The 23117-nt window shown below is 43.9% G+C and carries 32 protein-coding genes; 30 read left to right on the top strand and 2 right to left on the bottom strand.

Annotation, left to right across the window (positions count from 1 at the left end):
• The 27 genes from HGJ98_RS19605 (at nucleotide 1) to HGJ98_RS19475 (ending at nucleotide 19165) form a co-directional block, all read left to right on the top strand.
• Nucleotides 1–510, top strand: a complete 510-nt coding sequence (locus HGJ98_RS19605) for a terminase TerL endonuclease subunit (protein WP_367142750.1) — start codon at nucleotides 1–3, stop codon at nucleotides 508–510.
• Between the two features lie 15 nt (nucleotides 511–525).
• Nucleotides 526–1755, top strand: a complete 1230-nt coding sequence (locus tag HGJ98_RS19600) for a phage portal protein (protein ID WP_291353398.1) — start codon at nucleotides 526–528, stop codon at nucleotides 1753–1755.
• Entirely contained in the window at nucleotides 1709–2329 is a 621-nt protein-coding gene (locus tag HGJ98_RS19595; protein ID WP_291353397.1) for an HK97 family phage prohead protease, read from the top strand. The genes HGJ98_RS19600 and HGJ98_RS19595 overlap by 47 nt, the downstream gene beginning before the upstream one ends.
• Before the next feature lie 39 nt (nucleotides 2330–2368).
• Nucleotides 2369–3592 carry a phage major capsid protein gene (locus HGJ98_RS19590; protein ID WP_291353396.1) on the top strand — a complete coding sequence of 408 codons (1224 nt, stop codon included), beginning with the start codon at nucleotides 2369–2371 and terminating at the stop codon, nucleotides 3590–3592.
• Nucleotides 3593–3614: 22 nt separating this feature from the next.
• On the top strand, nucleotides 3615–3812 hold the full coding sequence (locus HGJ98_RS19585; RefSeq protein WP_291353395.1) for a hypothetical protein: 198 nt from the start codon (nucleotides 3615–3617) through the stop codon (nucleotides 3810–3812).
• Nucleotides 3813–4082: a phage gp6-like head-tail connector protein gene (locus HGJ98_RS19580; protein ID WP_291353394.1), complete on the top strand. Its 270-nt coding sequence runs from the start codon at nucleotides 3813–3815 to the stop codon at nucleotides 4080–4082.
• Complete coding sequence (locus HGJ98_RS19575; protein WP_291353393.1) at nucleotides 4079–4390, top strand: phage head-tail adapter protein; 312 nt, start codon at nucleotides 4079–4081, stop codon at nucleotides 4388–4390. The genes HGJ98_RS19580 and HGJ98_RS19575 overlap by 4 nt, the downstream gene beginning before the upstream one ends.
• Nucleotides 4377–4757, top strand: coding sequence for an HK97 gp10 family phage protein (locus tag HGJ98_RS19570; protein ID WP_291353392.1), 381 nt, complete (start codon nucleotides 4377–4379; stop codon nucleotides 4755–4757). Before HGJ98_RS19575 ends, HGJ98_RS19570 begins: the two co-directional genes overlap by 14 nt.
• Before the next feature lies 1 nt (nucleotide 4758).
• Nucleotides 4759–5094, top strand: a complete 336-nt coding sequence (locus tag HGJ98_RS19565; RefSeq protein ID WP_291353391.1) for a hypothetical protein — start codon at nucleotides 4759–4761, stop codon at nucleotides 5092–5094.
• Nucleotides 5095–5097: 3 nt separating this feature from the next.
• Nucleotides 5098–5391, top strand: coding sequence for a major tail protein (locus HGJ98_RS19560; RefSeq protein WP_291353390.1), 294 nt, complete (start codon nucleotides 5098–5100; stop codon nucleotides 5389–5391).
• A complete protein-coding gene (locus HGJ98_RS19555; protein WP_291353389.1) occupies nucleotides 5376–5672 on the top strand; it encodes a hypothetical protein in 297 nt (98 codons plus the stop codon). Before HGJ98_RS19560 ends, HGJ98_RS19555 begins: the two co-directional genes overlap by 16 nt.
• Before the next feature lie 11 nt (nucleotides 5673–5683).
• Nucleotides 5684–6013, top strand: a complete 330-nt coding sequence (locus HGJ98_RS19550) for a hypothetical protein (RefSeq protein ID WP_291353388.1) — start codon at nucleotides 5684–5686, stop codon at nucleotides 6011–6013.
• Nucleotides 5982–6212, top strand: coding sequence for a hypothetical protein (locus HGJ98_RS19545; protein WP_291353387.1), 231 nt, complete (start codon nucleotides 5982–5984; stop codon nucleotides 6210–6212). The genes HGJ98_RS19550 and HGJ98_RS19545 overlap by 32 nt, the downstream gene beginning before the upstream one ends.
• Nucleotides 6213–6510: 298 nt before the next feature.
• Nucleotides 6511–7032, top strand: a complete 522-nt coding sequence (locus tag HGJ98_RS19540) for a hypothetical protein (protein WP_291353386.1) — start codon at nucleotides 6511–6513, stop codon at nucleotides 7030–7032.
• A gap of 677 nt (nucleotides 7033–7709) precedes the next feature.
• Nucleotides 7710–10112: a phage tail tape measure protein gene (locus HGJ98_RS19535; protein ID WP_291353385.1), complete on the top strand. Its 2403-nt coding sequence runs from the start codon at nucleotides 7710–7712 to the stop codon at nucleotides 10110–10112.
• Nucleotides 10109–10639, top strand: coding sequence for a hypothetical protein (locus tag HGJ98_RS19530; protein WP_291353384.1), 531 nt, complete (start codon nucleotides 10109–10111; stop codon nucleotides 10637–10639). Before HGJ98_RS19535 ends, HGJ98_RS19530 begins: the two co-directional genes overlap by 4 nt.
• A gap of 1 nt (nucleotide 10640) precedes the next feature.
• A complete protein-coding gene (locus tag HGJ98_RS19525; RefSeq protein WP_291353383.1) occupies nucleotides 10641–11486 on the top strand; it encodes a phage tail family protein in 846 nt (281 codons plus the stop codon).
• Nucleotides 11487–11497: 11 nt separating this feature from the next.
• Complete coding sequence (locus HGJ98_RS19520) at nucleotides 11498–12253, top strand: hypothetical protein (RefSeq protein WP_291353382.1); 756 nt, start codon at nucleotides 11498–11500, stop codon at nucleotides 12251–12253.
• A gap of 2 nt (nucleotides 12254–12255) precedes the next feature.
• Complete coding sequence (locus tag HGJ98_RS19515; RefSeq protein ID WP_291353381.1) at nucleotides 12256–13623, top strand: siphovirus ReqiPepy6 Gp37-like family protein; 1368 nt, start codon at nucleotides 12256–12258, stop codon at nucleotides 13621–13623.
• Nucleotides 13624–13635: 12 nt separating this feature from the next.
• Nucleotides 13636–15897, top strand: a complete 2262-nt coding sequence (locus HGJ98_RS19510) for a hypothetical protein (protein ID WP_291353380.1) — start codon at nucleotides 13636–13638, stop codon at nucleotides 15895–15897.
• 18 nt (nucleotides 15898–15915) lie between these two features.
• Nucleotides 15916–16398, top strand: coding sequence for a hypothetical protein (locus tag HGJ98_RS19505; RefSeq protein WP_291353379.1), 483 nt, complete (start codon nucleotides 15916–15918; stop codon nucleotides 16396–16398).
• A gap of 12 nt (nucleotides 16399–16410) precedes the next feature.
• Nucleotides 16411–16932, top strand: coding sequence for a hypothetical protein (locus tag HGJ98_RS19500; RefSeq protein WP_291353378.1), 522 nt, complete (start codon nucleotides 16411–16413; stop codon nucleotides 16930–16932).
• The gene (locus HGJ98_RS19495; protein WP_291353377.1) at nucleotides 16932–17225 is read left to right on the top strand and encodes a hypothetical protein; all 294 of its coding nucleotides are present in this window, start codon (nucleotides 16932–16934) and stop codon (nucleotides 17223–17225) included. Before HGJ98_RS19500 ends, HGJ98_RS19495 begins: the two co-directional genes overlap by 1 nt.
• Nucleotide 17226: 1 nt before the next feature.
• Complete coding sequence (locus HGJ98_RS19490) at nucleotides 17227–17364, top strand: XkdX family protein (RefSeq protein ID WP_291353376.1); 138 nt, start codon at nucleotides 17227–17229, stop codon at nucleotides 17362–17364.
• 95 nt (nucleotides 17365–17459) lie between these two features.
• The gene (locus tag HGJ98_RS19485; protein ID WP_291353375.1) at nucleotides 17460–17825 is read left to right on the top strand and encodes a hypothetical protein; all 366 of its coding nucleotides are present in this window, start codon (nucleotides 17460–17462) and stop codon (nucleotides 17823–17825) included.
• On the top strand, nucleotides 17815–18681 hold the full coding sequence (locus HGJ98_RS19480) for an N-acetylmuramoyl-L-alanine amidase (protein ID WP_291353374.1): 867 nt from the start codon (nucleotides 17815–17817) through the stop codon (nucleotides 18679–18681). The genes HGJ98_RS19485 and HGJ98_RS19480 overlap by 11 nt, the downstream gene beginning before the upstream one ends.
• Before the next feature lie 46 nt (nucleotides 18682–18727).
• On the top strand, nucleotides 18728–19165 hold the full coding sequence (locus HGJ98_RS19475) for a hypothetical protein (protein WP_291353373.1): 438 nt from the start codon (nucleotides 18728–18730) through the stop codon (nucleotides 19163–19165).
• A 105-nt stretch (nucleotides 19166–19270) separates the two neighbouring features.
• On the opposite strand, the gene HGJ98_RS19470 is transcribed toward HGJ98_RS19475, so the two are convergent.
• On the bottom strand, nucleotides 19271–19924 hold the full coding sequence (locus HGJ98_RS19470; RefSeq protein WP_291353372.1) for a hypothetical protein: 654 nt from the start codon (nucleotides 19922–19924) through the stop codon (nucleotides 19271–19273).
• Between the two features lie 56 nt (nucleotides 19925–19980).
• Nucleotides 19981–20217 carry a hypothetical protein gene (locus HGJ98_RS19465; protein WP_291353371.1) on the bottom strand — a complete coding sequence of 79 codons (237 nt, stop codon included), beginning with the start codon at nucleotides 20215–20217 and terminating at the stop codon, nucleotides 19981–19983.
• Nucleotides 20218–20476: 259 nt separating this feature from the next.
• Between HGJ98_RS19465 and HGJ98_RS19460 the strand changes: the two genes are divergently transcribed.
• The 3 genes from HGJ98_RS19460 to HGJ98_RS19450 all read left to right on the top strand — a co-directional run bounded on the left by HGJ98_RS19460 (nucleotide 20477) and on the right by HGJ98_RS19450 (nucleotide 22896).
• Nucleotides 20477–21316: an adenylate/guanylate cyclase domain-containing protein gene (locus HGJ98_RS19460; protein ID WP_291353370.1), complete on the top strand. Its 840-nt coding sequence runs from the start codon at nucleotides 20477–20479 to the stop codon at nucleotides 21314–21316.
• 543 nt (nucleotides 21317–21859) lie between these two features.
• Entirely contained in the window at nucleotides 21860–22651 is a 792-nt protein-coding gene (locus HGJ98_RS19455; protein WP_291353369.1) for a DNA adenine methylase, read from the top strand.
• Nucleotides 22648–22896, top strand: coding sequence for a hypothetical protein (locus HGJ98_RS19450; protein ID WP_291353368.1), 249 nt, complete (start codon nucleotides 22648–22650; stop codon nucleotides 22894–22896). Before HGJ98_RS19455 ends, HGJ98_RS19450 begins: the two co-directional genes overlap by 4 nt.
• Nucleotides 22897–23117: the final 221 nt, after the last annotated feature.

The raw sequence follows: 23117 nt of genomic DNA, 5'->3' as shown, positions 1-23117 counted from the left end.
ATGGCTTACGAGAGCTTTACTTACACCGGAGCAAGTGATGGACTTAACCATGAGCTCTTGCATATTTGCGAGGGGAGCATGGTAAGCAGAAAGGACGTTGTGCAATGGTACGTTGATCTAGCCGAGAACTATGGCGTGACCTTCTGGAAGATCGGTGCTGACCGTTGGCACTTTGAGGACTTTGCCAGCGACATGGAGATATCGGGGTTCCCAAGAGAAGACAACGAGGGACGAGGTGTGGTTTTCCCTGTTGCGATGGGAGCTAAAAGTCTTTCCCAACCCATGAAGGAAACCAAATCATTGTTTGAGGACAAGATTGTACAGTTCAGTCGACACAATGGTCTTTTCCGGTGGTGTACAACAAATACTGCAGCTAAGATCGACACCAACGCAAACATTCAACCGGACAAGGCAAAGAGTAAGGCGAGAATCGACGGGTACCTGAGCTTTTTAATGGCCTATATTGCTTATAAAAAAGTATTGGATCTGTTCGAAGAATACCAGCCGTAGAAAAGAGGTGATCAATTGGGGTTCTTCCGATATGTGGCAGGTTATTTTCAGAAAGAAAAAATAACGGCTGCCAAAGTCATCGATTTACTGAACCGAGGATATTCCCTGACGCAACTCTTCGGGGGGAATATTTACAACATCCCGGAAATCCGGACCGCCATTAACTTCATCGCTGAAAAGGTCGCCAGCATTCCCTTTTACCATATCCGAGCAGACACGGAAGGTAACATGACCCAAGTCAATGACCGGCTGGGGTTTGCCCTGAAGGTAAGAACCAATCTTTATCAGTGCCCTCAAGTTTTCTGGACTCATTGTATGACCAAAGTGTTATTAACCAATAACTGTTTCATCATGCCCGAATGGGATGAACACAGCGGCAAACTGCGCTGGCTTTGGCCATTGCCCTTTACCAGAGGTGAGTTCAGCCAGGATGCCCAGGGGAGAATCATTGTCACGTTAGGCGGAAGCTATCCATTTTATTACGAGGACCTAATTCATTTGCAGCGGTTCCCTGACGGCAAACAAGGATTCAGCAAACAGGCCTCAGGAAACTATGTACAAATTGTCAACACCATGCAAAACCAAGCCGTCAAGGACAGTGAGAACAGTCAAAGAATCGCTGCTTTGCTTCAAGTCAAGTCCCAGCTGAAGAGCTCTGACATGAAGAAAAAGCTGGATGAGTTTAAAGAGCTATTTCTAACAGCTGAAAACACGACCGGTTTCGGAATGATCGGCGCTGAGTATGAAGTCCACAATCTTGACATGAAACTCAATCCTTTAGATACCAAACTTCTGGATGATATCACCCGAAAACTCTATAACTACTTCGGTGTTAGCTATGAAATCATTAACGGAACCGCCTCAGAACTTCAGTTTGAGCAGTTTGTGGACAACACCATCAAGCCCTGGGTGTGGCAAATCGAAGAGACCTCCACCTATGCCTTGTTCAGTGAAACGGAAATCTTTCACGGAAATTGCGTTCAGGCAGAATTGGTGGACTTGGAAATCAGCACTCTGGCGACCAAGACTGCCTTCTATAAAGAAATGGTCTATGGGACAATTATGAACCGAAATGAGATCAGAAAACGGCTTGGCATCACCAAAGGGCCGCCGGAACTAGACAAGTTCTTGGAAAACAAGAACTTTCAAGTGCTAAGTCCCGGGAGCTACGTGGTGGAGCAGAAAGGAGGAGAGAGCGATGAACAAGGAAGCGGAGAAAAAATCACCCCTGAGTCAGCAGTCTAAAAAGCGCATGCTCTTTGATGATGATCGGTCAAAATTTAGAGCGATCAGCGAAGAAGTGGATGGCCAAAACGTCAGGAGATTGCGGGGGTACCCAATACTTTTCGACACACCGGGACGCCCCTACCGTGGGAGTAAGTGGATCGAGAAGGTCGATAAGAAAGCTTTGGAAGGGGTTGATCTTTCAAAGCTTGTTTTATTGTGGGATCATGCCACGTCTTGGGTGCTCGGCAGAGCAGGAAAGAATATGAGAACCGTTGTTGACGAGGTCGGTTTGTTTATTGAGGTAACTCTGGGGAATACCTGGTTGGACGATTACGTCTTTGACCGAGTTCAAAACGAAATTGTGGATGGCATGTCCTTTTGGTTCGATAACAATGCCATGATCGCCACCGACTGGGAAAACAAGATCGATGTAATCCTCAAGATTAATGATGTCTATGAGGTAAGTATCGTCGTCTTCCCGGCGTATGAAGAAACGGTCATTATTACCGAAGAGCAGACCGCTGAGACGCCTGCATCGGCTGACGATGCAGCTCTCAAATTGGCCTTAATGAACCTGATCAGTCAGTTGTAAACCATACGTGACAACTAAGAAAGAGGAGGAAAAGGATCCATGAAATTAACGCAAAAAGAGGCGGCTGAACTCCGTAGGGAAAAATCTGAGTTGGAACAAAAGCGACTGGAGCTGAAAAGCAAGGTTAAAAATCATCGGGATATGTCAGCCGAAGATATGAACGAAGTGGCCGACAACCTTAGAAGTATGTCTGAACGATTGGACGAAATCAATGAAAGGCTCCAGGAAGCACCGGAGACCGAGAAACGAGGAGGATTTATGTTCGGCAAGCAAAACCATAACGATCTAACGGAAGAGAATTATCGCTCAAGCACAAAGTACCGGGATGCTTTCTATAGAAGTTATCTCAATGGGAAAATCAGCGAAGCAGATGCCGACATTATGGCATATGGTAAGCGCGCTGTTACGGATATGAGCGGCGAAAGTGTGGCCAGCGGCGCTGAATACCTGGTTCCCCAAACAACTCTCGATAATGTCTATTCGGTGATCAAACAATATGGCCGATTGTATACGGCTATCACTAAGTTTGGCTTTACAGGTGACGTGTCCCTTCCTATTGGTACTACCGAGGCACCCACCGAGAATCCCGACGGCACAGTAACCCTTAACTTCTCATTTACTGAAGTGAAAATTTCTCAGCAGGCCGTTGTGGCAACGATTGTTGTTAAGAATCTGCTGCTCAGAAACAGCATTCCAGCCTTTGAAAAGTTCCTTGCCATGGAAATTGGGAAGTACATTGGGATTCTACTTGAAAACTATGTGCTAAATGGCGCGGTGGATACCTCGACCTTCCAAGGAATTATTGCAGCCCTTAAAGTTGCACCCTCAGCAGCTAAAACTTATTCCGCGATGGACTGGCAACAGATTGCCACGATCTGTTCAGAGGTTGAAAGCCCTTATGGAGATAATGCAACATGGGTTATGAAACGCAGCACGTTCTTTAAGCGGTTTTTCGCAATTACCGATGCAGCAGGGAAGCCTTTAGTATCCGGCCTTCCGGTGCAGGGTGGACCTGGTCAATCCAATTACTTAATTGCCGGGCAGCCAGTGGTGTTCACATCCCAAATGCCTGATACTGAGTCCGTGTTGTATGGCGATCTTTCAACGTATATTGTCAATGAATCGGAGGCCTTCGTCATTGAAGCGAATGCTTCTGAGAAGTTTTCAGAGGATAAGACGGTATGGAGAGGCAAGCTGTACTCCGGTGGCAAGCCATTGTTCGCTAAGAACACCTTCGCCTATTACAGCTACTCCGCAACCTAATTTGTTAAGGAAGGTGGCATAAATGCCTAGAACCAAAAGCAAGGCGCCTGAAGCTGTTGAACTAAAACAGACTGAGGGCGTTCTTTATTTGAAAGCAAAAAGGCCACTCACTGTCAGGGAGCATGAGGAACTATCTCAAAAGTTACGGTATGAGATGAAAAAAACGGGACTGACCATGGTTTTAGTCCCGTTTTCCTTAGATCCCGTAGAGGGTGAGTAAATGACGAACGAAGAATTACTTGAGAAAGTAAAAACCGGGCTAGGGATAACAAGCCCGTACACCGACGGAACGATTTCGATCAAAGCAATTGCAGTCAAGCAGTACATGTTAAACGCTGGTGTAACAGCTGAAAATGTAGAGACTGAGTTAGGGATTGCAGCCTTGACCGTGGGTGTGAATGATATTTGGAACCTCAAAAGTGGAGAGGTCGCCTTTAGTCCCGCTTTCGATATTCTCATGACCCAGCTTAAGGCGGTGAGCTTGCCATGAGCAGACCGGATCAAGCTGTATTTTTAGTTAGTTCAACAATTACATCGGATGAGATTGGCAATCAGATCAAGACTCTTACGGAACGCCTAGTCTTTGCAGAAGAACTCTCGGTGGGTTCGGGTGAGTTTTACAATGCGGCTCTTAACGGTTTGCGACCTTCCAAACGATTCGAAATCTATGTCCGGGAATACCTCGGCGAAGCCAAGCTCAAGCACAACGGCATAAACTATCGAATCATTCGTACAGGAGGAAAAGGCGAAAAGATTGAACTGACCTGTGAGGCGGTGGCTGCCGATGGCTTACATTAGAATTGATCAACTGGCCAACGAAATAGCAAATTCTATCCGGGAATACACAGAAGACGTCACGGTCTCCATCGAGAGAGAAGTTGGTACCACTGCCGATAATGTCTTAGCTGAAACGGAAAGACTCGCTCCAAAGCGAAAAGGAAAATATGCGGCAAGCTTTGTGAAGACGGATAAGTCTCTCCCAGGTAATCGGCGATATGTAATTTGGAACAAGAAATTCTATCGACTAGTTCACTTACTTGAATTTGGTCACGCCAAGCGAGGAGGCGGAAGAGTGCAGGCTTATCCTCATCTTGGGCCGGCGCACGATAAATATGCCCCTAGAATGGTAAGGAACATTGAACGGATTATAAGGAATGGTGGGTAATATGAATCAGGTTGAATTAGTAACAGCATTAAAAAGCTTGGGCATGCCCATAGCTTATGGTGAATTTGAGTCAACCCCTGAGAACCCATCCCCATCTCCTCCGTTTATTACGTATCAATTTACGGACGACGAGGATCTCAAAGCGGACAACCAAAACTATGTTGATATTGGTGATTACAACATAGAGCTTTACACGGACAAGAAGGATCTTACTATAGAGAAGTTAGTCCAAGACAAGCTTAAAGAATTGCACCTGCCCTATTCCAAAAGTGAGGCAAAAATTGAATTGGAAGAATTATATCAAGTGATCTACAGAATTCAGCTGATAGGAGGATAAAACATGGATAACAAAGTAACCTTTGGCCTTGAGAAAGTCCATATCGCCTTTAAAGACCTTACAAATGTAACCCAGCCCGCCTGGGAAACTCCCATCGCTATACCTGGCGCGGTTAGCTTTAAGCCAAAAGCCGAAGGCAAAGATAGTACGTTTTATGCAGACAATGGGTCTTATTATGTGAGCACGAGCAATAATGGCTACACGGCAGACCTGGAAATGGCCTTAGTGCCGGATGCAGTGCTTGCGGAAATGCTCGGCTGGGAAATTGACAGTAAAATGGGATGCTGGTTGAAATAGCGAACGCGATACCTAAGCCCTTTGCCCTCTTAGGGCAAGTTTTAGGTGATCAGAAGAATCGGCGTTTCGTGTACTTTGACTGCACTGCCAGCCGTCCAGCTAAAGAACATAAAACAAATGGGGACGCAATCGAGCCGGCAACGGATATTCTTTCATTAGTTATTAAACCTATGGAAATCGGCGGCAAGAACGTGGTTAAGGGGACGATGGAACTCTCCGAAACGAATGCTACGGCCTATAACGCATTCTTCACAGCAGTTACAATACCGGCTGCAGCTTAAGGAGGATCCCTATGAAAGAGCTAATGATTGGCGATAAGAAAGTGAGGGTCAGAGCAACGCCTCTGGCCCTCTTGTATTACAAACAAGAATTTCATTCAGATCTCTTGGGTGATTTAACAAGAATGAAAGGGATCGAGAAAGATTCTTCGAAACTCGATACCGTTTTCTTGTTGCAGATTACCTGGGCGATGACCAAAGCGGATGCCTATCCGCAACCGTTTCCAAGTTTTGAAGGATGGCTCGTGACATTTGACGAAATCGATTTAACAAACCCAACCTTTCTCGCGGCCTCAATGGAGGAGGTCGCCAATGGCTTTCTTGGGAAGAATAAAAGACGGTGAGTCAAAGGATAGCTGGGTACCGGAACGATTAGATCTTGAATTATTGGCAATAGGCAAACGAACGGGTTTAAGTTTTGCAGAAATAAATGAGTTTAGAGTATGCGACTTACTTGCCTACTCTAAATCATATGTTGGTGATGGGGATAGCAAGGAAAGGGAGGCCACTCAAAAAGACATTGATGTATTTTATAGGAATTGATTTGTAGTGTCTGATATGATTAAGATTCCTTTCTTGGGAGTTTAGCGAATCAAATAAAAATCCAAACTGCGAGGTTAGGTGCATCGATAATGGAGAAATGATCAGTTACTCGTGAGAGATATCCGACGCAGGAGGAAATTTAGGTAATATGACGAAAACATATAAAGTAAGATATATGTACTTTTCGGAATATAATTCTCATATCGGATATAATACGAACTATTTCGCTAATCCTACGTTATCTGAAACCGGGTGTATCGGTGCCATTCTTAGGAGTCGGGATAAGGGGGTAAGGAAAATGAATGTCAATATACCAAATGTGTCACTTGGAGAATATGGATATGAAGGCACAATTCACTTAACTTCATGGAATGGCTTTGTATCAAGCTCAAAAGGTGTTTACAGATTAGATATTGGTGGAGATATGGTTCAGAAGGATCCACATTTATCAAATGAGCATCTTGTAGCATACCAATATACAGTTGATTATCAGAATGAAATAAGAGACAGAATTATTGAGGCCTTATTTAAAATTTACTCAGATTTGCATGCTGATTATGGGTATGAGGGTGATGAGAAATTAGAATACATGCCAGATGTAGAGGCATATGAAGATTTTAAAAGGTTAATAGGACTATCCCAGGTTCATATAATGAATGTTTATAAAGATGGTATGGCATATGTAGGTTATGAATTAAATTGCACTTGGGATGAAGAACATGGCCTAGGAATTATGATGTATAAGGATAGAATTGTCGAACTGGGTAGCGCTGACACATCATTCTTAACCTGGATCGCCGAAAAAGACTTAGCTAAATAGGTTTTTAGAATAACTCTGGGGGCACCCGGCATCAGATAACAGCGTATTCCCAAAATCTGAGACAGTATGCATGTAATAACCAGACTTCGGGAATACGCGGGACGTTATACGCCATACCTGGGTCTCTTATTTGATTAGTTAGGGCAGATTTTTGAGAGTAAAGGAGATAATTAAGATTATCCAGGCCATATAATGTTAAAAGGAATATCGTTAGGTGGGGATAAATCGTTTTATGACAAAGAAGATAACATTTATACTAATTTTAATGAGCATAATCAATTGGTTACCGATTTTGAGACTTTACTTTATAAAATCAACAATAGACATCAATTTACTTACGTTTTTGCTTTTCTTTCACTATGTAACAATTTTATCTGCGGTTCTTTGTATAGTTATTATCGGAATTTCTATTTATAAAAGACAAACAAAGTCAAAGATTGAATATTGTATTGCTTTAGTCAATATTGCTTACTTAGTTATTGGGTATAATTATTATAAGATTTTATTTTTCAACTAATGTCACGTTAGCTGAAATGCGCCTCTGAATTATTTTCATCTTTCAAGAATATTAGTATGGCACCTTAACTTCACTAAAGACTGCTTTAGAGTACTAGTGGAAATGTGAATAAGTTTTTTTATAAACGCCTTATGGGCGTTTTTCTTATGCCGTAAGGGAGGTGATTAACATAGCAGCAACAATTAAAGGAATCTCAGTATTAATCGAAGGCGAAACAACTGGACTAACAAGAGCCCTGGCTGATGTAAATAGATCAAGCCGAGACATTCAGGGTGAACTCAGACAGGTTGAAAGACTACTCAGATTCGATCCTACGAATACGGAATTACTTACTCAAAGGCAGACCTTATTGGGGAACGCGGTAGCAAATGCTCGGGAAAAGCTTGACCGTCTTCGTGCTGCCCAAGAGCAAGTCAATGAACAACTGGCAAGAGGGGATATCGGCCAGGATGAATATCGTGCTTTTCAGCGAGAAATTGCTGCCGCAGAGCAGCAACTGAGACGCTTTGAGGAGCAAATAACAAGTACAAGTAGCGAGTTGAACGAATTAGGGGAAACCGCTGAAAGTAATACCAACAGATTAAGTGAAGTTGGGGATAAAGTAAAAGGCATCGGCGAAAAGATGACTGTTGGTATCACCGCACCCGCCATCGCAGCTGGTGCAGTTATGCTTAAAGGGGCAGTAGACGCCGAAAACGCTCAAAACAAGCTTCAAGCTCAGCTTGGTATTACTGCCGAGGAAGCGGAAAACTTAGGCGACACCGCAGAAGAAGTCTGGAAAAACGGCTTTGGAGAAAACATTGAGGAAGTTAACAACGCAATCAAAGACGTCAGGTTAAATATGGGCGCCTTGGTCGATGAGGAGTTACAATACGTTGCAGAAGGTGCTATGACCATTGCTGACGTATTCGATCAGGATATCAAAGAAGTCACTGCCGCTGCCGGTGTGGCCATGAAGGCATTCGGCATCGATGGACAAGAGGCGTTGGACCTAATCACCGTTGGCTTCCAGAAAGGCGGAGATTATTCTGGCGAGCTTATCGATACCTTGCGGGAATATAGCCCCCAGTTTGCCGCAATGGGCATATCAGCTGAACAGATGATGGGGATTCTTATTTCCGGTGCTCAGGCTGGGGCTTGGAACCTGGATAAAGTCGGAGACTCCATGAAAGAGTTTAACATAAGAGCCCAAGACGGATCCAAGACAACAGCCGAAGGCTTTACCGCCATTGGCCTATCTGCTGAGGAAATGGGTACCGCCATCGCTGAAGGGGGCGAAAAAGGTCAGCAAGCATTTATGGCGACAGTCGCGGGTTTAGCGGCAATGAAAGATCCGGTCGAACAGAATACTGCAGGCGTTGCCCTATTCGGGACCCAGTGGGAAGATGTCCGATCAAAAGTTATTATGGCCATGGCCGACGGAATGCAGGGTCTTGGAGATTTCAAAGGTGCCACAGAGAATGCCGCTAAAGCAGCCTATGAGACAAATCCAGCGAGAGCCCTTACTGAATCATTGCGCGAGATGCAAGCCGCAATAGGACCAGCCCTTTTGCCCCTAGCAGACATCATCAAGAACATCATTGTGCCGGCGATTAAATCGATGGAGAAATGGTTTAACCAGCTGTCCCCAGCTGGACAAAAGACAGTCCTTGCCATTATCGGCATAACTGCAGCCATTGGACCGTTAATGATGGTACTAGGCCCACTCATATCCCTGGTCGGCGGAGCAGCAGGAGCGATTGGTGCCGTGAGTGCCGCAGCTACAGGAGGGGCTGCCGGAGTTGGTATTCTGACGAGAGCTTTTCCAGCCTTAGGTACGGCGTTGACAGCACTTTCCGGACCGGTAGGAATAGCAGTAGCCGGAGTGGCGGCAGTGGTTGCCATAGGAGGATCCTTGGTAAGTTCCTTAAACGAAGAAGTTATACCAAGTGTAGATCTGTTTGGCGATGAAGTTTCCGACACAACCAAAAAAGCGGTAACATCCTACATGGAGATGGACAAAAAAGTAAGTACATCCCTCATGGCATTTAAGGCAACTAACACAACCATTACCCAAGGGATGGCTGCCGAGATGGTGGGTACCTTTGAGAAGATGGGTGCCGATATTAAAGCAGGGCGGGATAAGCATTACGAAGAGGATCTGGCCAATCTAACCAAGTTCTATGCTGATCAAGGCCTTTTGGACACGCAAGAAGCTCAAAACGCACTCGATAAGATGAAGCAAACCCATGAGACAAAGAATAATGAACTAACTTCCTTCCATGCGACCATCAAAGAGATTTATGAAAAGGCCGCCGCTGATCATCGGTCAATAACTCAAGAAGAAGCGGATCAAATTAAAAGGATCAAGGACGAAATGGAGCAACTGGCGATTCAGGCTTTAACGGATTCTGAAGCAGAACAGAAGGCAATTCTCACCCGCATGCAGCTTCAGGCAAAAGATATAACGACTCTGCAAGCAGCCGAAGTTATGCTAATGAACAGTATGAAAAGGTCGTGGCATCCATTACAAGGCAACGAAATGAAGGGGTCATTACCTCTGATGATCAAGCCAAGAAGATGATAGAAGCTGCTGAAAGAACCAGAGCAGCATCTATCACTAAAGCAAAAGATATGCATGAAAAGGTGGTATATGAGCTCCAGCAACAAAACGCGGATGTCGCTGAGCAGCTCAACGAGCAGGACGGTACCATTAAAACCGGGTGGGACAAGCTTAAAGAATGGTTTACTAATAATCCAATTATCCGTTGGATTATAACGAAGACATCCGGCGGTTCAAGCGGAGATGATGACGTGGACGAAAACTATAACGGAACGAACTACTTTTCTGGCGGACTTACAACACTTCATGAGAAGGGCTATGAAATCTACAACCTCCCGCGAGGAACAAAAATTTATAACCATGAAGCTAGTGAAGATTTGGTCTTAAAAACAGCCCAGGAGGTTGCTCGCGGTGTGTTGGCCGGTAATCAGGATAAGCCCAACGGAATAACTCAATACATTACCATTGAGTCTCCAACGCCTCTTTCACCGTCAGAGACAGCGCGTCAAGTAAAAAATGCCAGCAGACGGCTGGCGCTGGAGTGGTAGCATGCCAAAAGTTACTTACACAAACGAACGAGGGCAGAGTGTCATGCTTGGGGACTCTGCTCCATTATTAGTTACTCGCTTTGATGGCATTGGAAGTGTTTACAACGAAATCCTGAGACAAAAAGCACCTTATCAAGATGGCTCAACCGTGACAGGTGGAACGTTGGCCGAACGGGAGCTGACCATCGAAGGCAGTATCTTAGCACCCGATAAAGACACTTATCGCAGGCAACTCCTGCAAGCCTTTAATCCCAAGCTAGGCGGCACTCTTCGCTATGAAAAAGGCTCAGTTGTTAAGGAGATCGAATGCATAACAGAACTGGCCCCGGCATTTCCGAGCAATTTCTCAGTAAACCATCAGGTCTTTTTAATAACCCTCCTTTGCCCCAAGCCCTTTTGGCTCGACATTGAGACTGAAACGGATGAGATTGTGACATGGATCGGCGGTATGAGCTTCCCTCTACGCTTGCCGACCATCTATGCCACGAAAGGTCCCAAGCTAATCAACATTATTAACCAGGGAGACGTGGAAACGCCGGCTAGAATAGAGTTCAAGGGTCCGGCGACTAACCCTCGAATTACGAACCAAACCACCGGAGAATACATTCAGGTTAATCGGAGCTTACTGAACACCGATAAACTAATCATCACAACGGACTTTGGTGCAAAACGAGTTGAGATCGAGGATGAGTCAGGTTCTAGAATTAACGCTTTCAACTGGATCGATCTTGGAAGTACGTTTTGGTCGCTGCAGGTAGGCGACAATGTTGTAGAGTATTCGAGCGATGACCAAGTCGAGCCGGCTGCAGTGTTTGTAAGCTATAGAAACCGTTATATCGGGATTTAGGGGGTGGAAACGTGGAGCATTATCGATTTTTTAACAGCGCTGAGGGTGACGAACGGTTATACCTAGCAAGCGACTATGCAGAATACTTCAGTCGATTTCTGAGCGATGGTTTATATACGGAAAATGGACAGGCAGGATTAAAGGTCGCACCAGGCAGCGGGCTAAGCGTTAGCATAGAGCCTGGATTCGGATTTATTCGTGGCTATATGTACCATAATGATGCCAATCTGGCTAAGGAATTAGATGCTAGCGATTCCATGCTTGACCGCATTGATCGAACGGTTTTGCGATTTGATGAGGTAGCTAGAACAATAGGTGTGGTCATAAAGAAGGGTGCATTCTCAAGTACTCCTCAGGCACCCTCACTAGAGATTACAAGTACAGTCAAAGAACTTGCCCTGGCACAGACGCGGATCCGCAAAGGAGCAACCACAATACTAGCCTCAGACATCACTGATGAGCGACTAACAGCAAATTGCGGACTAGTATCAAGCTTAATAACTATTCCGGCACAGGAAATGTGGGACGTATGGAACAGCACACTAAATCAAATTGAGGCAGCCTGGACAGCACATACTTCGGTGGTTGATAACGAATGGACAAATAAAAAGGCCTCAGTCGATATCGAATGGGATAGCATCCAGGCTGACTGGCAAACGTGGTTCGCATCAAGGCAAAATGATATAGGCCTAAGGGTTTTAGCAGGTCCAGGCCCTTCGGAGCCTTCAGGGATAGTTGCTGGAGATTTCTGGTTTGAAGAGGTGTAATTATGCAACCGATCCGGATCATAGACAAACAATTTAATTTATACGCAGAAATAGATGACTATGAGAGCCTGATCTGGACCAGACGTTGGCATAAAGCTGGGGAATTCGAACTTCACATTTCGGTGGATAAAGCGAACACCGGGCAATTGCAAAAAGGAAGAATCGTTGTCGCCGGGGATAAGGCGGCTTTTATTTTGCACAGGGAAATATCGGTTGGAGAAAACGGGGAAGAGACAATCTTGATCAAAGGCACAACTATTGCATCTATGGTCGGGAGAAGGATAACTGTCCCACCGGCTGGATTTGCTTATGATAGAGTTGAAACTACAGCTGAAGAGGCCATGAAGCACTACGTAGATAAGAACTGCGTAAATCCGGTTGATCTAAGGCGAAAGATGCCTTCATTGGCTATTGCTCCGAATCTTTCAAGAGGTCCTAACATTGTCCATCTGAGTAGACTCAAAGCGTTGGACGCAGAGCTTGAGGCTATATCACTTTCTAGTGGCTTAGGCTGGGACGTTATCCTAGATACCGTAAGTAAACAGTGTATATTCGAAACTTACGAAGGGCGTGATCTTACAGCTGGGCAAACCGTGAATCCTCCAGTCATCTTTTCGGTTGATTTTGACGCAGTTAAAGTCCAAACCTTTATTGATAGCGATTTCGGGTACCGAAATACTGGCTATGTTGGTGGCCAAGGTGAAGGTGAAGAGCGCGAGATTATCGAGGTCGGTACTGGCCTAAGTGGTCTAGAGCGTCTTGAGACGTTTATTGATGCCCGGGACATAGAGGATGGTGATGACCTAGTATCCCGAGGTCAACAAAAGCTCTCTGAGATGGGCGAAATTCAGACCTTTGACAACGAGATTTTGACCAATGGGCCTTACACGTACAAAGAGGACTGGGATCTTGGGGATATTGTCACTGCCATGAACCGTAAATGGGACGTAACACTAGATGCTCGTATCACGGAAGTGAAGGAAATATATGAGCCAGACGGTTTTAAACTAGAGGCGACCTTTGGAAACGATGTCCCAACACTTGTTGAAAAAATTAAGAAAGTATTAGATAGTCCGTTAGTTGAGAAGTCTAATTTATCTGTTGAGAATATCCCGACCAAAACCTCACAACTTGAAAACGATGCCGGATATATAACAGTTAGTGAAGCTCCCCAAGCATCAACGTATATCCATACACAACTATCTCCATCACAGATATGGACTGTTAACCATGGCCTGGGGCTTTTTCCGTCGGTAACTGTCGTAGACAGTGCTGGAAGTACCGTGATGGGTGAGGTCAAATACCTGTCCAATAACTCCGTTGAATTATCGTTTAGTTACGTATTTAGCGGTAAAGCTTACCTTAATTAAGGGGGAGATATCTTGCAGATCTTAACCAATATAGATCTAGCAAAAAATGAATTACAAAACGCGCGGATACAGAACCTAGCAGTTGATCCGGCTAGTCCCGTTCCCGGCCAACTATGGTACAGCACAGCTGACAATACCTTCTACGGCTGGAATGGTACCATAAAGCTTAACTTAGGCCAGGTATTAACCGGGGCTAGCATAGTAACCCTGATTAATGCATGCGCATCCTTAATAGACGATGACAATCTAAGCGCCAATGTTGCCGATGCCCTTACTAAGCGACACTCCCACTCTAATTTAGCCGTTCTCAACGCTATGGAAGTCGCATTCACCAACGCCTTAAAAACTAAGCTTGACGGGATAGCTACTAATGCTAATAATTACTCCCATCCCACGGGTGACGGCAATTTACACGTCCCTGCAACGGGTACCACTAACAACGGTAAGGTTCTAAAGGCTGGAGCTACCGCTGGAAGCCTGTCGTGGGGCACCCTAACTAAGACTGACGTAGGGTTAAGCGCTGTTGAAAACAAATCCTCAGCCACAATCCGGGGTGAGATTACAAGCTCAAACGTCACAACTGCCCTCGGGTTCACTCCTGTAAAAGACGGGGGTAATACACCAGAGTTTAGGGAGGGAGTAGAATCCGCAAAACCCGTAGCCACCGGATCTGGATTGGTATACTTTTCTACCGATACCAAGAAGATCTGGAAAGATACCGAGGTATGGACTCAGATGGGAGGACAGGATCTGCCTATAGCTTCTGCTACTACCCTAGGCGGAGTTAAGGTTGGAGCAAACCTATCCATCACAGATGGCGTATTAAGTGCCAATGATAATCCCTCCAGTTTCCTCATCCGACAGGAATTGTTTACTGTAGGATTGGGACAGGGTACTTTCAATTTGACCAAGGGGTCCTATAAGCCCGGAACCAATTCCCTTTTCTGGTATATGTTCGGACAGAAGCAGGATAACGAGGCCCTAATTGAGTCATCGGCTACGAGCTTTCAGATTACTGGGGGGCTAGACGAAGGTACTGAGATTATGGTGGAGTATATCGAAGTCCTTAACTCCCATCCGTTTCCCTATCACGCTAGCGAACACATTAGTACAGGAGTAGATCCGATACCCAATGCAACAACGTTTCAGAACGGTCTCATGAGTCCTACCGATAAATCGAAGCTGGACGGGGTAGCTGCCAATGCCAACAACTACTCACATCCGTCCACCCACAGTGCTGACATGATCGTCGATGGGACTACTAATAAGTCATACACTGCAACGGAGAAAACAAAGCTTGCTGGCATAGCTACAGGGGCGAATAATTATACTCACCCTGCGAACCACCCCCCGTCTATAATCACCCAGGATGCCTCTAATAGATTTGTAACGGATACCGAGAAGGCAACCTGGAATGCAAAAGCCTCAACCGCTGTGGCTACCACTGGCGCTGACGGTCTAATGGCCTCCACGGATAAGGTCAAGCTTGATGGGATAGCTACCGGGGCCAATAATTACGTTCATCCAACCAGTGATGGTAGTCTTCACGTTCCAGCCACTGGAACTACCAACAATGGAAAGGTGTTAAAGGCAGGGGCAACGGCTGGAAGCTCAGCTTGGGGCACCCTATCAGCCACGGACGTAGGAGCTGCTCCCTCCGGCCACGTTGGCACCGGGGGAACGGCACACGCTGACGTTACAACAACCACAGATGGGTTTATGACGGCAGCAGATAAAACCAAACTAGATGGTATAGCAACTGGGGCTAATGCCTACACGCATCCGGCTAATCATCCCCCTTCCATCATCACGCAAGACGCTTCTAACAGATTCGTAACTGACGCTGAGAAGACGGCTTGGAACGCCAAAGAGACCCCCTCGGGGGCTCAGTCGAAAGCAGATACCGCTTTGGCCAACGCTAACTCCTATACGGATACAAAAGTGGCTGCCCTGGTTGATTCATCACCAGGAACATTAGATACCCTTAATGAATTGGCTGCTGCACTTGGTGATGATCCCAATTTCTCGACAACGATCACCAATATGGTAGCTGCAAGGACCAAAAAGGGATCTGTTAACATCGGAGATGGGACGGCTACCGTCTTTAATATTGCCCATGGACTAGCTACCCTGGATATTTCTTGGACTGTTCGAGAAACATCCACGGGAGATATGGTACTGGTAGATAGTAAGGTTTTTGATGCAAATACCTTAAGAATTACCTTTCCATCTGCCCCTACACTAAACCAATATCGAGTAACTGTGGTGGGTTAGGAAGAAGGTGTTGAATAGATGAAGATCTTCGGTTTAGAGTTTAAATTTAATGGGTTTGATTTATGGCATAATGGTAATTTTGATCCCGCGTCAAAGGTTAACAAATCGGGGGATACCATGGAGGGTGGTTTAGTCCTACCAGCAAGTACTGCAGATGGAACTCCTCTGAACATTCCTCACGGATCTAATCCCACTGCACCATCCAATGGCGATATTTGGACCACCACAACTTCTATAATGGCCCGAATTAATGGGGTAACTCGAACCATGGCTCATACTGCAACCTGGAGCACAGTATCACAGGCGGAAGCAGAAGCTGGGACAGCGACAACCAATAGGTTATGGTCAGCACTCAGGGTAGCCCAGGCCATATCGGTACGTCTTCCTACAAAGCTGTCCCAGTTAGAAAATGACATCGGGGCTGGGGCGGGCCTTAGCATTATCCCCAGTTCCACGGAGCCAACTCTTAATACAGGAGACTGGTGGTATCAAGAATTATAAAGGAGGTAAATCATGGCTGAGAAAAATTTTCAGATGAAAAGGAAACGGGCTGATGGGGGATTTGATGATTATTTTCCCATAACCAAGGCTGCCAACGTCAAGATGGCTAGCGGATCTACAGTTGAGGCTGAAGTTTCTGGAATGGCACAATTCGCACCTGGGAATATAATTGCCTACCGGGATAAATCCACCGTTGGATCCGAAACTTATTCTACTTCATACGTAAAGGTTAAATCCGTGATTATTGGCCAGGGGGGAACCTTAAGAATCTCCTTTATTTTACGAAGTAACATGATGAGTGGTATATACGCTGCGTATGGAAGAGTATACAGGAACGGAACACCCGTTGGTATAGAGCGATATGCCAAGGATGTTACGAGACTTACTTTTACAGAAGATATTCCGGCATGGAGCCCAGGGGATGAGATTGGAGTATTTGTAAAATCCACCGATGGGGCTAATAGGGCATACTGTGATAGGCTAGAGGTACTGGTAGACCGAATATCCCAAATAGGTACTGTGGAGGTTAAATAATGAAGAAAATACCATATGGAACTGAAGAGGAAAAGCAGCTGATTATTCAGGAGGAACTATTAGGCGGACTGATACTAGCCGGGGAATGTAATCTGGTTGAAGGTAATTTCTTAACTTTCCTAACTCCCGAGGAGGATCTGCAGCGCCAATTTAAGAACCCTATCGAGACTGACCTCCTGGGGCAACAACTAGTTGAGAAGGAGCTCCAAATTCTCGAACTTCAGCAGGAGAATCAGGTATTAGGACAGCAGATGGTTGATATTGACTTAAGATTATTAATGGGAGGATTATAAGATGAATGATTTCGAGCGAATTAAAATGTATTACGACAAGGGATGGGCCACGAAGGCCCAGGTTGCAAGGTACGTTTCCTTTGGGAAGATTACTTCTGAGGAATACACATTAATTACTGGCGATGCCTACGCTGCATAATTAGCCTGGTCGAATTAGAAGCGATGACAAATTTTAAGTAAAACGCCGTGGAGAAGGGCGTTATTTTTATTGCCTAAAAGAAGTGAGGTGGGGCTATGGCGGGGGAAAGCTCAGTCACAGAGCAATCCTGTGAAAGAACACATAAAGGGATAGACAAACAGTTGGAGGTAGCTGAGCGTAGATTGAACGCGCACAGTGAGACTATAACAGACTTAAAGATCATCGTTGGCCAACTTACTCAGCTATTAGAAACCACAACCAAGGCACTAGAAACAATGGAAAAGCGAGTCGCTGCTCTGGAAACAGCCCGTGAAGATATCGAGGAGGCCAATGGGTTCTGGAACTCCCCAGGTGGCCAATGGATTATCAAAGGATCCGTGACCCTAGCGCTCATCATAACGCTTGCAGCCATTGGACAGAACGTCAACCCTGATTTTTTGGCTAGTATATTTGGAAAGTGAGGTAATTATATTGGGTGAATTAAAAATATATGACCTGGTCTTCGATCCGGGCCACGGCGGCCCGGATCCGGGAGCTGTAGGCCAGACGACCAAGGAAAAGGATAATGTGTTAGTGTTGGCCAAAAAAACGGCAGTGATCCTCGAAGCAACAGGTCGCTTCAGAGTAAAATTCACCAGGACTACAGATAAAGACTTCTGCTCCCCTGCACCTTATAACGATGACCTTGACTTAAAGAATCGGGTGAAAGAGGCTAATACTTTGGGCGGCGATGCATTCTATTCCTTCCACAATAATTCGGCTGCGGTCAAGGCTTTCGGAAATGAGGTCTATGCTCTTGCGGCCGGCGGTGAAGGCGAGAAGATGGCCAAAGCAATCCGGGCGAGAATGGCTCTGCTGGGTATGGTGGATCGTGGAGTCAAATATTCAAATTGGTATGTATTAAAGTGGACAGAGGTGCCAGCCGTGCTAATTGAGTACGGTTTTATTAATTCTGAGGAGAGCGTAATCTTGGCCAACATGGATCAGGCTGCTCTGGTCATCGCTCAGGGTATTGGTGATCATTTCGGAGTAAGTGTCTGCTCGAATGTAATAAGAAAGGAGGTCTATGAGATGAGAGAAGCAGTCTTAGCTCATGGAATTGAGGATTATCTCGTGCCTGCACGAAAGGAATCCATCAAGCTTGGGAACTGTGCAGTGTTTCTAAGGTTTGATGACAAAACCCCACCGGCAGACGTTTTTAAAGCCGAGCACTTAACTATTGTTGGAGGTGGATCCGTTGGCCATCCAAACGAAACGATTCTCTCCGGAAAGACCTGGGGAGATACTGCAGCTGCTGTGAGTGCTACTGGAGCTTAATATTCGCAAGCGCTTTACCAATTTACTTATAGGAGGAGGAAATAGGATGAGTGTCCAAGTTATTACACTATTGATTGCGAGTTTATCCTTGGTGTGTTTTTTCGGGACAATGTACGGGATCCAGGCTCTAGTTAAGCAAGGTAAGGATCCAGGCAAGCAGCTGCAGGTGACTGATACTATTATGGACACTGCCGAAACAGTGCACACGGTATTAGAACCCATCATTCCGGATCCGATAGATAATATTATTGATATGATCCTAAAGGTCACTCAAACTGGGGTACATTCGGCACAACAGCTTTATAATAGCGGACAACTTCCTCCGGATCTTCGCAAGGAACAGGCTACTCAGTACACTATAGATATGCTTAAGTTGACAGGGCGGGAGATTACGCAGGAACTTGAGCAGACAATAAGGAATACTGCCGAGGCGGCTGTTTATGTGATGAAGATACAGGAACAAAAGGATCCAATTGTATCATAAGAACTGGATCAACAAATAGCGTAACGGACATAAACGAATCCCTCTCTCGCTTAGGCGTGGGAGGGATTTTTTGTGATTTCATCGCTGTTGTCTTTCTTGAGGTGGTTAATCATTATTATTGCTATTTTCTTCATAAAAAGGTATAGCTAATTGTTTAGGTGTTCGTTTATGTTCCAAAACTTTAACGATTTCATTTTCTGTTTTTATATTGCCGTCGTGTGCTTGCCATTGAGTGGTTTTCATTTCAACTATTAATAAATCATCTTTTGATATAGCAACCTCGTTATTATCTATTTGATTGATAAAATTTGGATCATTCAAAGCTGCAGTAATTTTATCTTGCCCATTTGTTAAGCGCCATTTATAGCCCTCCTCAAAAGAGGCTGTGATAATTTTAAAAGCCGATCTGGTGGTAGACTCTAATATTTTCTCCTCGCTAGAAGTTTTTTTGGTGACATCGGGAGTACGGTAATATTCAACTTCAGACTTAGTTATTTCATTCTGAATCTTCCCGCCTTTTTGCGTAAAGAACTTTTCAATACCTTCTTTTTCTAGAGGTTTCAGGACTTTCTGAACAGCAGAGAGTATATTGATATTAATGAAAAGTTGGTAGACATTTTTGTTAACTATAATTGGCTCCGAATTATCCGCAAATTCGATTCTCACGTTATCATGCTCAATTGCAGTTCCTCTTTTTATTTTTCGACCTCGAATTTTCCTGAAAAGCTCAAGAAGTGTTATGCCTGAAATTGTGGACACAAGTCCTATGTGATTTAAGATTTCTTCAATTGATAATGTGGAAACGCTGTTCCATATTAACTAATTTGAGCTCCTAATGTTCTAATAATTTCAAAGTCAACGTGAAATGAACCGGCTTTAAAGTCGGTTTTTACTAAAAACTGCATTTTAGAATTAGAACCGTTTAGCTCCTTATTTGCTTCCTCTAATAAATTGCCAAAGGCCAGAAGAGCCGGAGCTAATTCTCTTACATCCATTGTTCCGTCTTGAAGCGCAGAACCATCGTATGCAATTGTTAACTCGTATGTGCTCATCTTATCACCTCCAGCATGAAATATTTATCATTAACAACATTATATGCTTTTGTCCAGAATATTTGTAGACTTTTTTAAAAAGAGGTATAATATCATTTCAAAACCGTTAAGGTCCATTCCCTCTTTAGGAAGTGGACCTTTTTCCATTGTAAGACAAGGTTCCCCTTATTTTGCAAAAAAAATATGAGATAATTAGCATAGTATGTTGATTTTACTCTGAAAGTTAATAAAACAAAACACATAAAGAGGGGTATGAGTTATGGTTGCATCCAATCATCTTGAAGGTATTATTACTAATCAAAACAGAGTTACTAATATGCAGGTAGTATTTTTGGACATTGAAAAATATTCAAAGCGTAGAACTTCAATGCAGGTTTCATTAATTGATCAATTTACGGGTATACTTAAAAAGGCGCTTGACCAAGTAGGCAAGGCGTATTTAGACTACGCTCAAAAGAATAACCTAAACTTTAAAAATGACATAATTTTAATACCTACTGGTGATGGCGCTGCCGTGGTTTTCCCATTCGAGGCTTTACCGGGTATACACTTAGATTATGCCAAAGAAGTACTTTTGGAGATCTTCAACATAAATAGCACAAACCATTGTGAAGAATTTATGTCAGAAGGCTGGTGTAATTGTCATCCCAATCTTAATGTTAGAATTGGTATTGCAGAAGGAAAAGGAATTATCTATAAAGATATCAATGGGAATTATAACGTTGCCGGAAACGTAATTAACATGGCATCACGTGTCATGGGATTGGCAGATAGTAATCAAATCATTTTTACAAAGGATGCCCATGATCAGCTAATAGATCTCATTGATATTCCTGACCTATATAAACAATTCATTGAATACAACGATATAGAAATAAAACATGGGGTAAAAATATCGGTATACCATTTTACTGGGCATGATGAAGAATACTTAAATAGAGTTGTTCCAGATAAATTATACTTAAGACAAAGGACTAACTTGATTTCAAAAAAGATGAAAAATATAAGCTTAGGCGAAGAACAATTTGATGAAAAAAAGATGCTTGAGTTCTTTGAAGGATTTATTGGGTCAATAAGTGGGCAAAAGAGTATTGGCTAATTAACCCTTTTTAAGGAGATCTAAAGGAACCCTTAATGTTTCCAATAGGAGCATAGTTTGATCATGAGATGGATGATCAAACTTTTCCAGGAACAATAGTTGTCCGAAGAATGAGAAAATGATTAAAGGGAGTGTTTCGGTATCTCTACATATGAGAACCGATAATAGTATCATCGTTGGTTCTATAGTGTTCTTAATTCTTAGTGTCCTTGATGAATATTGACAATTTGGAGGTTAGGATTCGGTGCCATAGAAGAAGTTAATCCGCAATGAAATGGCTAATTGAAAAAAATCCACGTGCATTTGTGACCGTAAAGTTGTTGCTGCTGATTATCCTTGGTTCTATTTTCTTGAGGACTAGACCTAAATTTGTTACATGCTCATTAGGACAACATATAATCGTTCATTTTGTTTGATGATATTGTATTGGACAAATAAATTTTCGAATTTTAAGATTCTTTTAGTTGACCCCTTTGGGGTCTTTTCTTTTCCTTCAAACTGCCCTATAATAGAACATACGTTCTATTATTTATTAAGTTAGGGGTGAGCAATTTGAACAGTCCTATCAAATGGATGGGTGGAAAATACAGACTAAGAAAGACCATCATAAAGATGATCCCAGATCATATATGCTATTGTGAGCCCTTCGGCGGCGCCGGCTGGGTCCTATTTGAAAAGGCCCCTTCCGAAGTAGAGGTCTACAACGACATAAACTCCGAGTTGGTCAACTTCTTTCGAGTTGTAAAAGAAAAGCCTATACAATTCATTCAGGCATTTGATTATTTGCTCATCTCAAGAGAGATCTTCCAGAAATACAAAGAATTGAGCATCGCCGGCACATCCGATGTAAATAGGGCAGTAAGATTCTATTACCTACTACACTTCAGCTTTGGAGCCTTGATGAAGGACTTTATGATTACCCCTTTAAAGAAACCGCCTATAGTCCTTGAGCGAGTAAGAGACAACATAACATCTGTAAAGGTCAGGTTGGTAAATACAATTATCGAAAATAGGGATGTCGAAAAGATAGTATCCAGTTATGATCGAAGCTCAACATTTTTCTATTGCGATCCACCTTATTACGGTTTAACTGATTATGCAAGTCAAGGAAGTAAGCCGTTTACGAAAGAAGATCACGTCAGGCTAAGAGACTGCCTTTCAAAAGTACAAGGGAAGTTCTTACTAAGTATTAATGATCATCCGGAAATTAGAGAATTATATTCTGGATTTGACATTAACCAAGTAGAAGTGAGATATTCAGTTTGCAGAACCGATAAGAGTAGTAAGGCCAGCGAATTATTCATAAGCAATTACGAAACAAAGGTGGTCAAATGAAAGTTCTAGCCACTCCTATCGAAGTCCTAGCACACTTTGAAACCAACTGTAGACCTCGTCCATTACGCATCAAATATAAGGAAAAAGAATTCCGGATCGCGCAAGTTGTCTCTACGGCGGAGGAGAAGCTCGCTGGTAATCGTATGCTCGTTTTTCGCTGTCAGAGTGAGATCAAAGGTGAGCTCAGGCCATTTGAAATTAAATACGAACTGAATACCTGCAAGTGGCTTTTGTGGAAGATGTAACATATGGGACAGCTTAGACATAAGATGTATTGGGTGTTGTAAAGATCATTCTCAAACCTTTTTGCTGGGGCCATAGAAAAAGGAGAGCTTAGCGGCTCTCCTCTTTTCGAAAGGATCTGTTTAGTATGGCCGTCACCACAATACATATTCTATGTACCGGATTGTCCAATAAGGTTACAATTCATCTTGCTTTTGGCTCTCACTGAAACGGTGGGAGTCTT

The organism is Desulfosporosinus sp. (assembly GCF_014237355.1).
Classification (GTDB): domain Bacteria; phylum Bacillota; class Desulfitobacteriia; order Desulfitobacteriales; family Desulfitobacteriaceae; genus Desulfosporosinus.
Note: the sequence above shows the minus strand (reverse complement) of the source record. Positions and strands in the feature narration are given on the sequence as shown.

Bases quoted from the DNA above. Each gene is read 5' to 3' on its own strand.
- HGJ98_RS19570 (WP_291353392.1), top strand. From the start codon at position 4,377: ATGGCTTACATTAGAATTGATCAACTGGCCAACGAAATAGCAAATTCT.
- HGJ98_RS19540 (WP_291353386.1), top strand. From the start codon at position 6,511: ATGAATGTCAATATACCAAATGTGTCACTTGGAGAATATGGATATGAA.
- HGJ98_RS19525 (WP_291353383.1), top strand. From the start codon at position 10,641: ATGCCAAAAGTTACTTACACAAACGAACGAGGGCAGAGTGTCATGCTT.
- HGJ98_RS19560 (WP_291353390.1), top strand. From the start codon at position 5,098: ATGGATAACAAAGTAACCTTTGGCCTTGAGAAAGTCCATATCGCCTTT.
- HGJ98_RS19495 (WP_291353377.1), top strand. From the start codon at position 16,932: ATGAAGAAAATACCATATGGAACTGAAGAGGAAAAGCAGCTGATTATT.
- HGJ98_RS19485 (WP_291353375.1), top strand. From the start codon at position 17,460: ATGGCGGGGGAAAGCTCAGTCACAGAGCAATCCTGTGAAAGAACACAT.
- HGJ98_RS19500 (WP_291353378.1), top strand. From the start codon at position 16,411: ATGGCTGAGAAAAATTTTCAGATGAAAAGGAAACGGGCTGATGGGGGA.
- HGJ98_RS19460 (WP_291353370.1), top strand. From the start codon at position 20,477: ATGGTTGCATCCAATCATCTTGAAGGTATTATTACTAATCAAAACAGA.
- HGJ98_RS19575 (WP_291353393.1), top strand. From the start codon at position 4,079: ATGAGCAGACCGGATCAAGCTGTATTTTTAGTTAGTTCAACAATTACA.
- HGJ98_RS19605 (WP_367142750.1), top strand. From the start codon at position 1: ATGGCTTACGAGAGCTTTACTTACACCGGAGCAAGTGATGGACTTAAC.
- HGJ98_RS19490 (WP_291353376.1), top strand. From the start codon at position 17,227: ATGAATGATTTCGAGCGAATTAAAATGTATTACGACAAGGGATGGGCC.
- HGJ98_RS19505 (WP_291353379.1), top strand. From the start codon at position 15,916: ATGAAGATCTTCGGTTTAGAGTTTAAATTTAATGGGTTTGATTTATGG.
- HGJ98_RS19450 (WP_291353368.1), top strand. From the start codon at position 22,648: ATGAAAGTTCTAGCCACTCCTATCGAAGTCCTAGCACACTTTGAAACC.
- HGJ98_RS19550 (WP_291353388.1), top strand. From the start codon at position 5,684: ATGAAAGAGCTAATGATTGGCGATAAGAAAGTGAGGGTCAGAGCAACG.
- HGJ98_RS19530 (WP_291353384.1), top strand. From the start codon at position 10,109: ATGATAGAAGCTGCTGAAAGAACCAGAGCAGCATCTATCACTAAAGCA.
- HGJ98_RS19465 (WP_291353371.1), bottom strand. From the start codon at position 20,217: ATGAGCACATACGAGTTAACAATTGCATACGATGGTTCTGCGCTTCAA.
- HGJ98_RS19545 (WP_291353387.1), top strand. From the start codon at position 5,982: ATGGCTTTCTTGGGAAGAATAAAAGACGGTGAGTCAAAGGATAGCTGG.
- HGJ98_RS19590 (WP_291353396.1), top strand. From the start codon at position 2,369: ATGAAATTAACGCAAAAAGAGGCGGCTGAACTCCGTAGGGAAAAATCT.
- HGJ98_RS19595 (WP_291353397.1), top strand. From the start codon at position 1,709: ATGAACAAGGAAGCGGAGAAAAAATCACCCCTGAGTCAGCAGTCTAAA.
- HGJ98_RS19585 (WP_291353395.1), top strand. From the start codon at position 3,615: ATGCCTAGAACCAAAAGCAAGGCGCCTGAAGCTGTTGAACTAAAACAG.
- HGJ98_RS19515 (WP_291353381.1), top strand. From the start codon at position 12,256: ATGCAACCGATCCGGATCATAGACAAACAATTTAATTTATACGCAGAA.
- HGJ98_RS19475 (WP_291353373.1), top strand. From the start codon at position 18,728: ATGAGTGTCCAAGTTATTACACTATTGATTGCGAGTTTATCCTTGGTG.
- HGJ98_RS19565 (WP_291353391.1), top strand. From the start codon at position 4,759: ATGAATCAGGTTGAATTAGTAACAGCATTAAAAAGCTTGGGCATGCCC.
- HGJ98_RS19555 (WP_291353389.1), top strand. From the start codon at position 5,376: ATGCTGGTTGAAATAGCGAACGCGATACCTAAGCCCTTTGCCCTCTTA.
- HGJ98_RS19580 (WP_291353394.1), top strand. From the start codon at position 3,813: ATGACGAACGAAGAATTACTTGAGAAAGTAAAAACCGGGCTAGGGATA.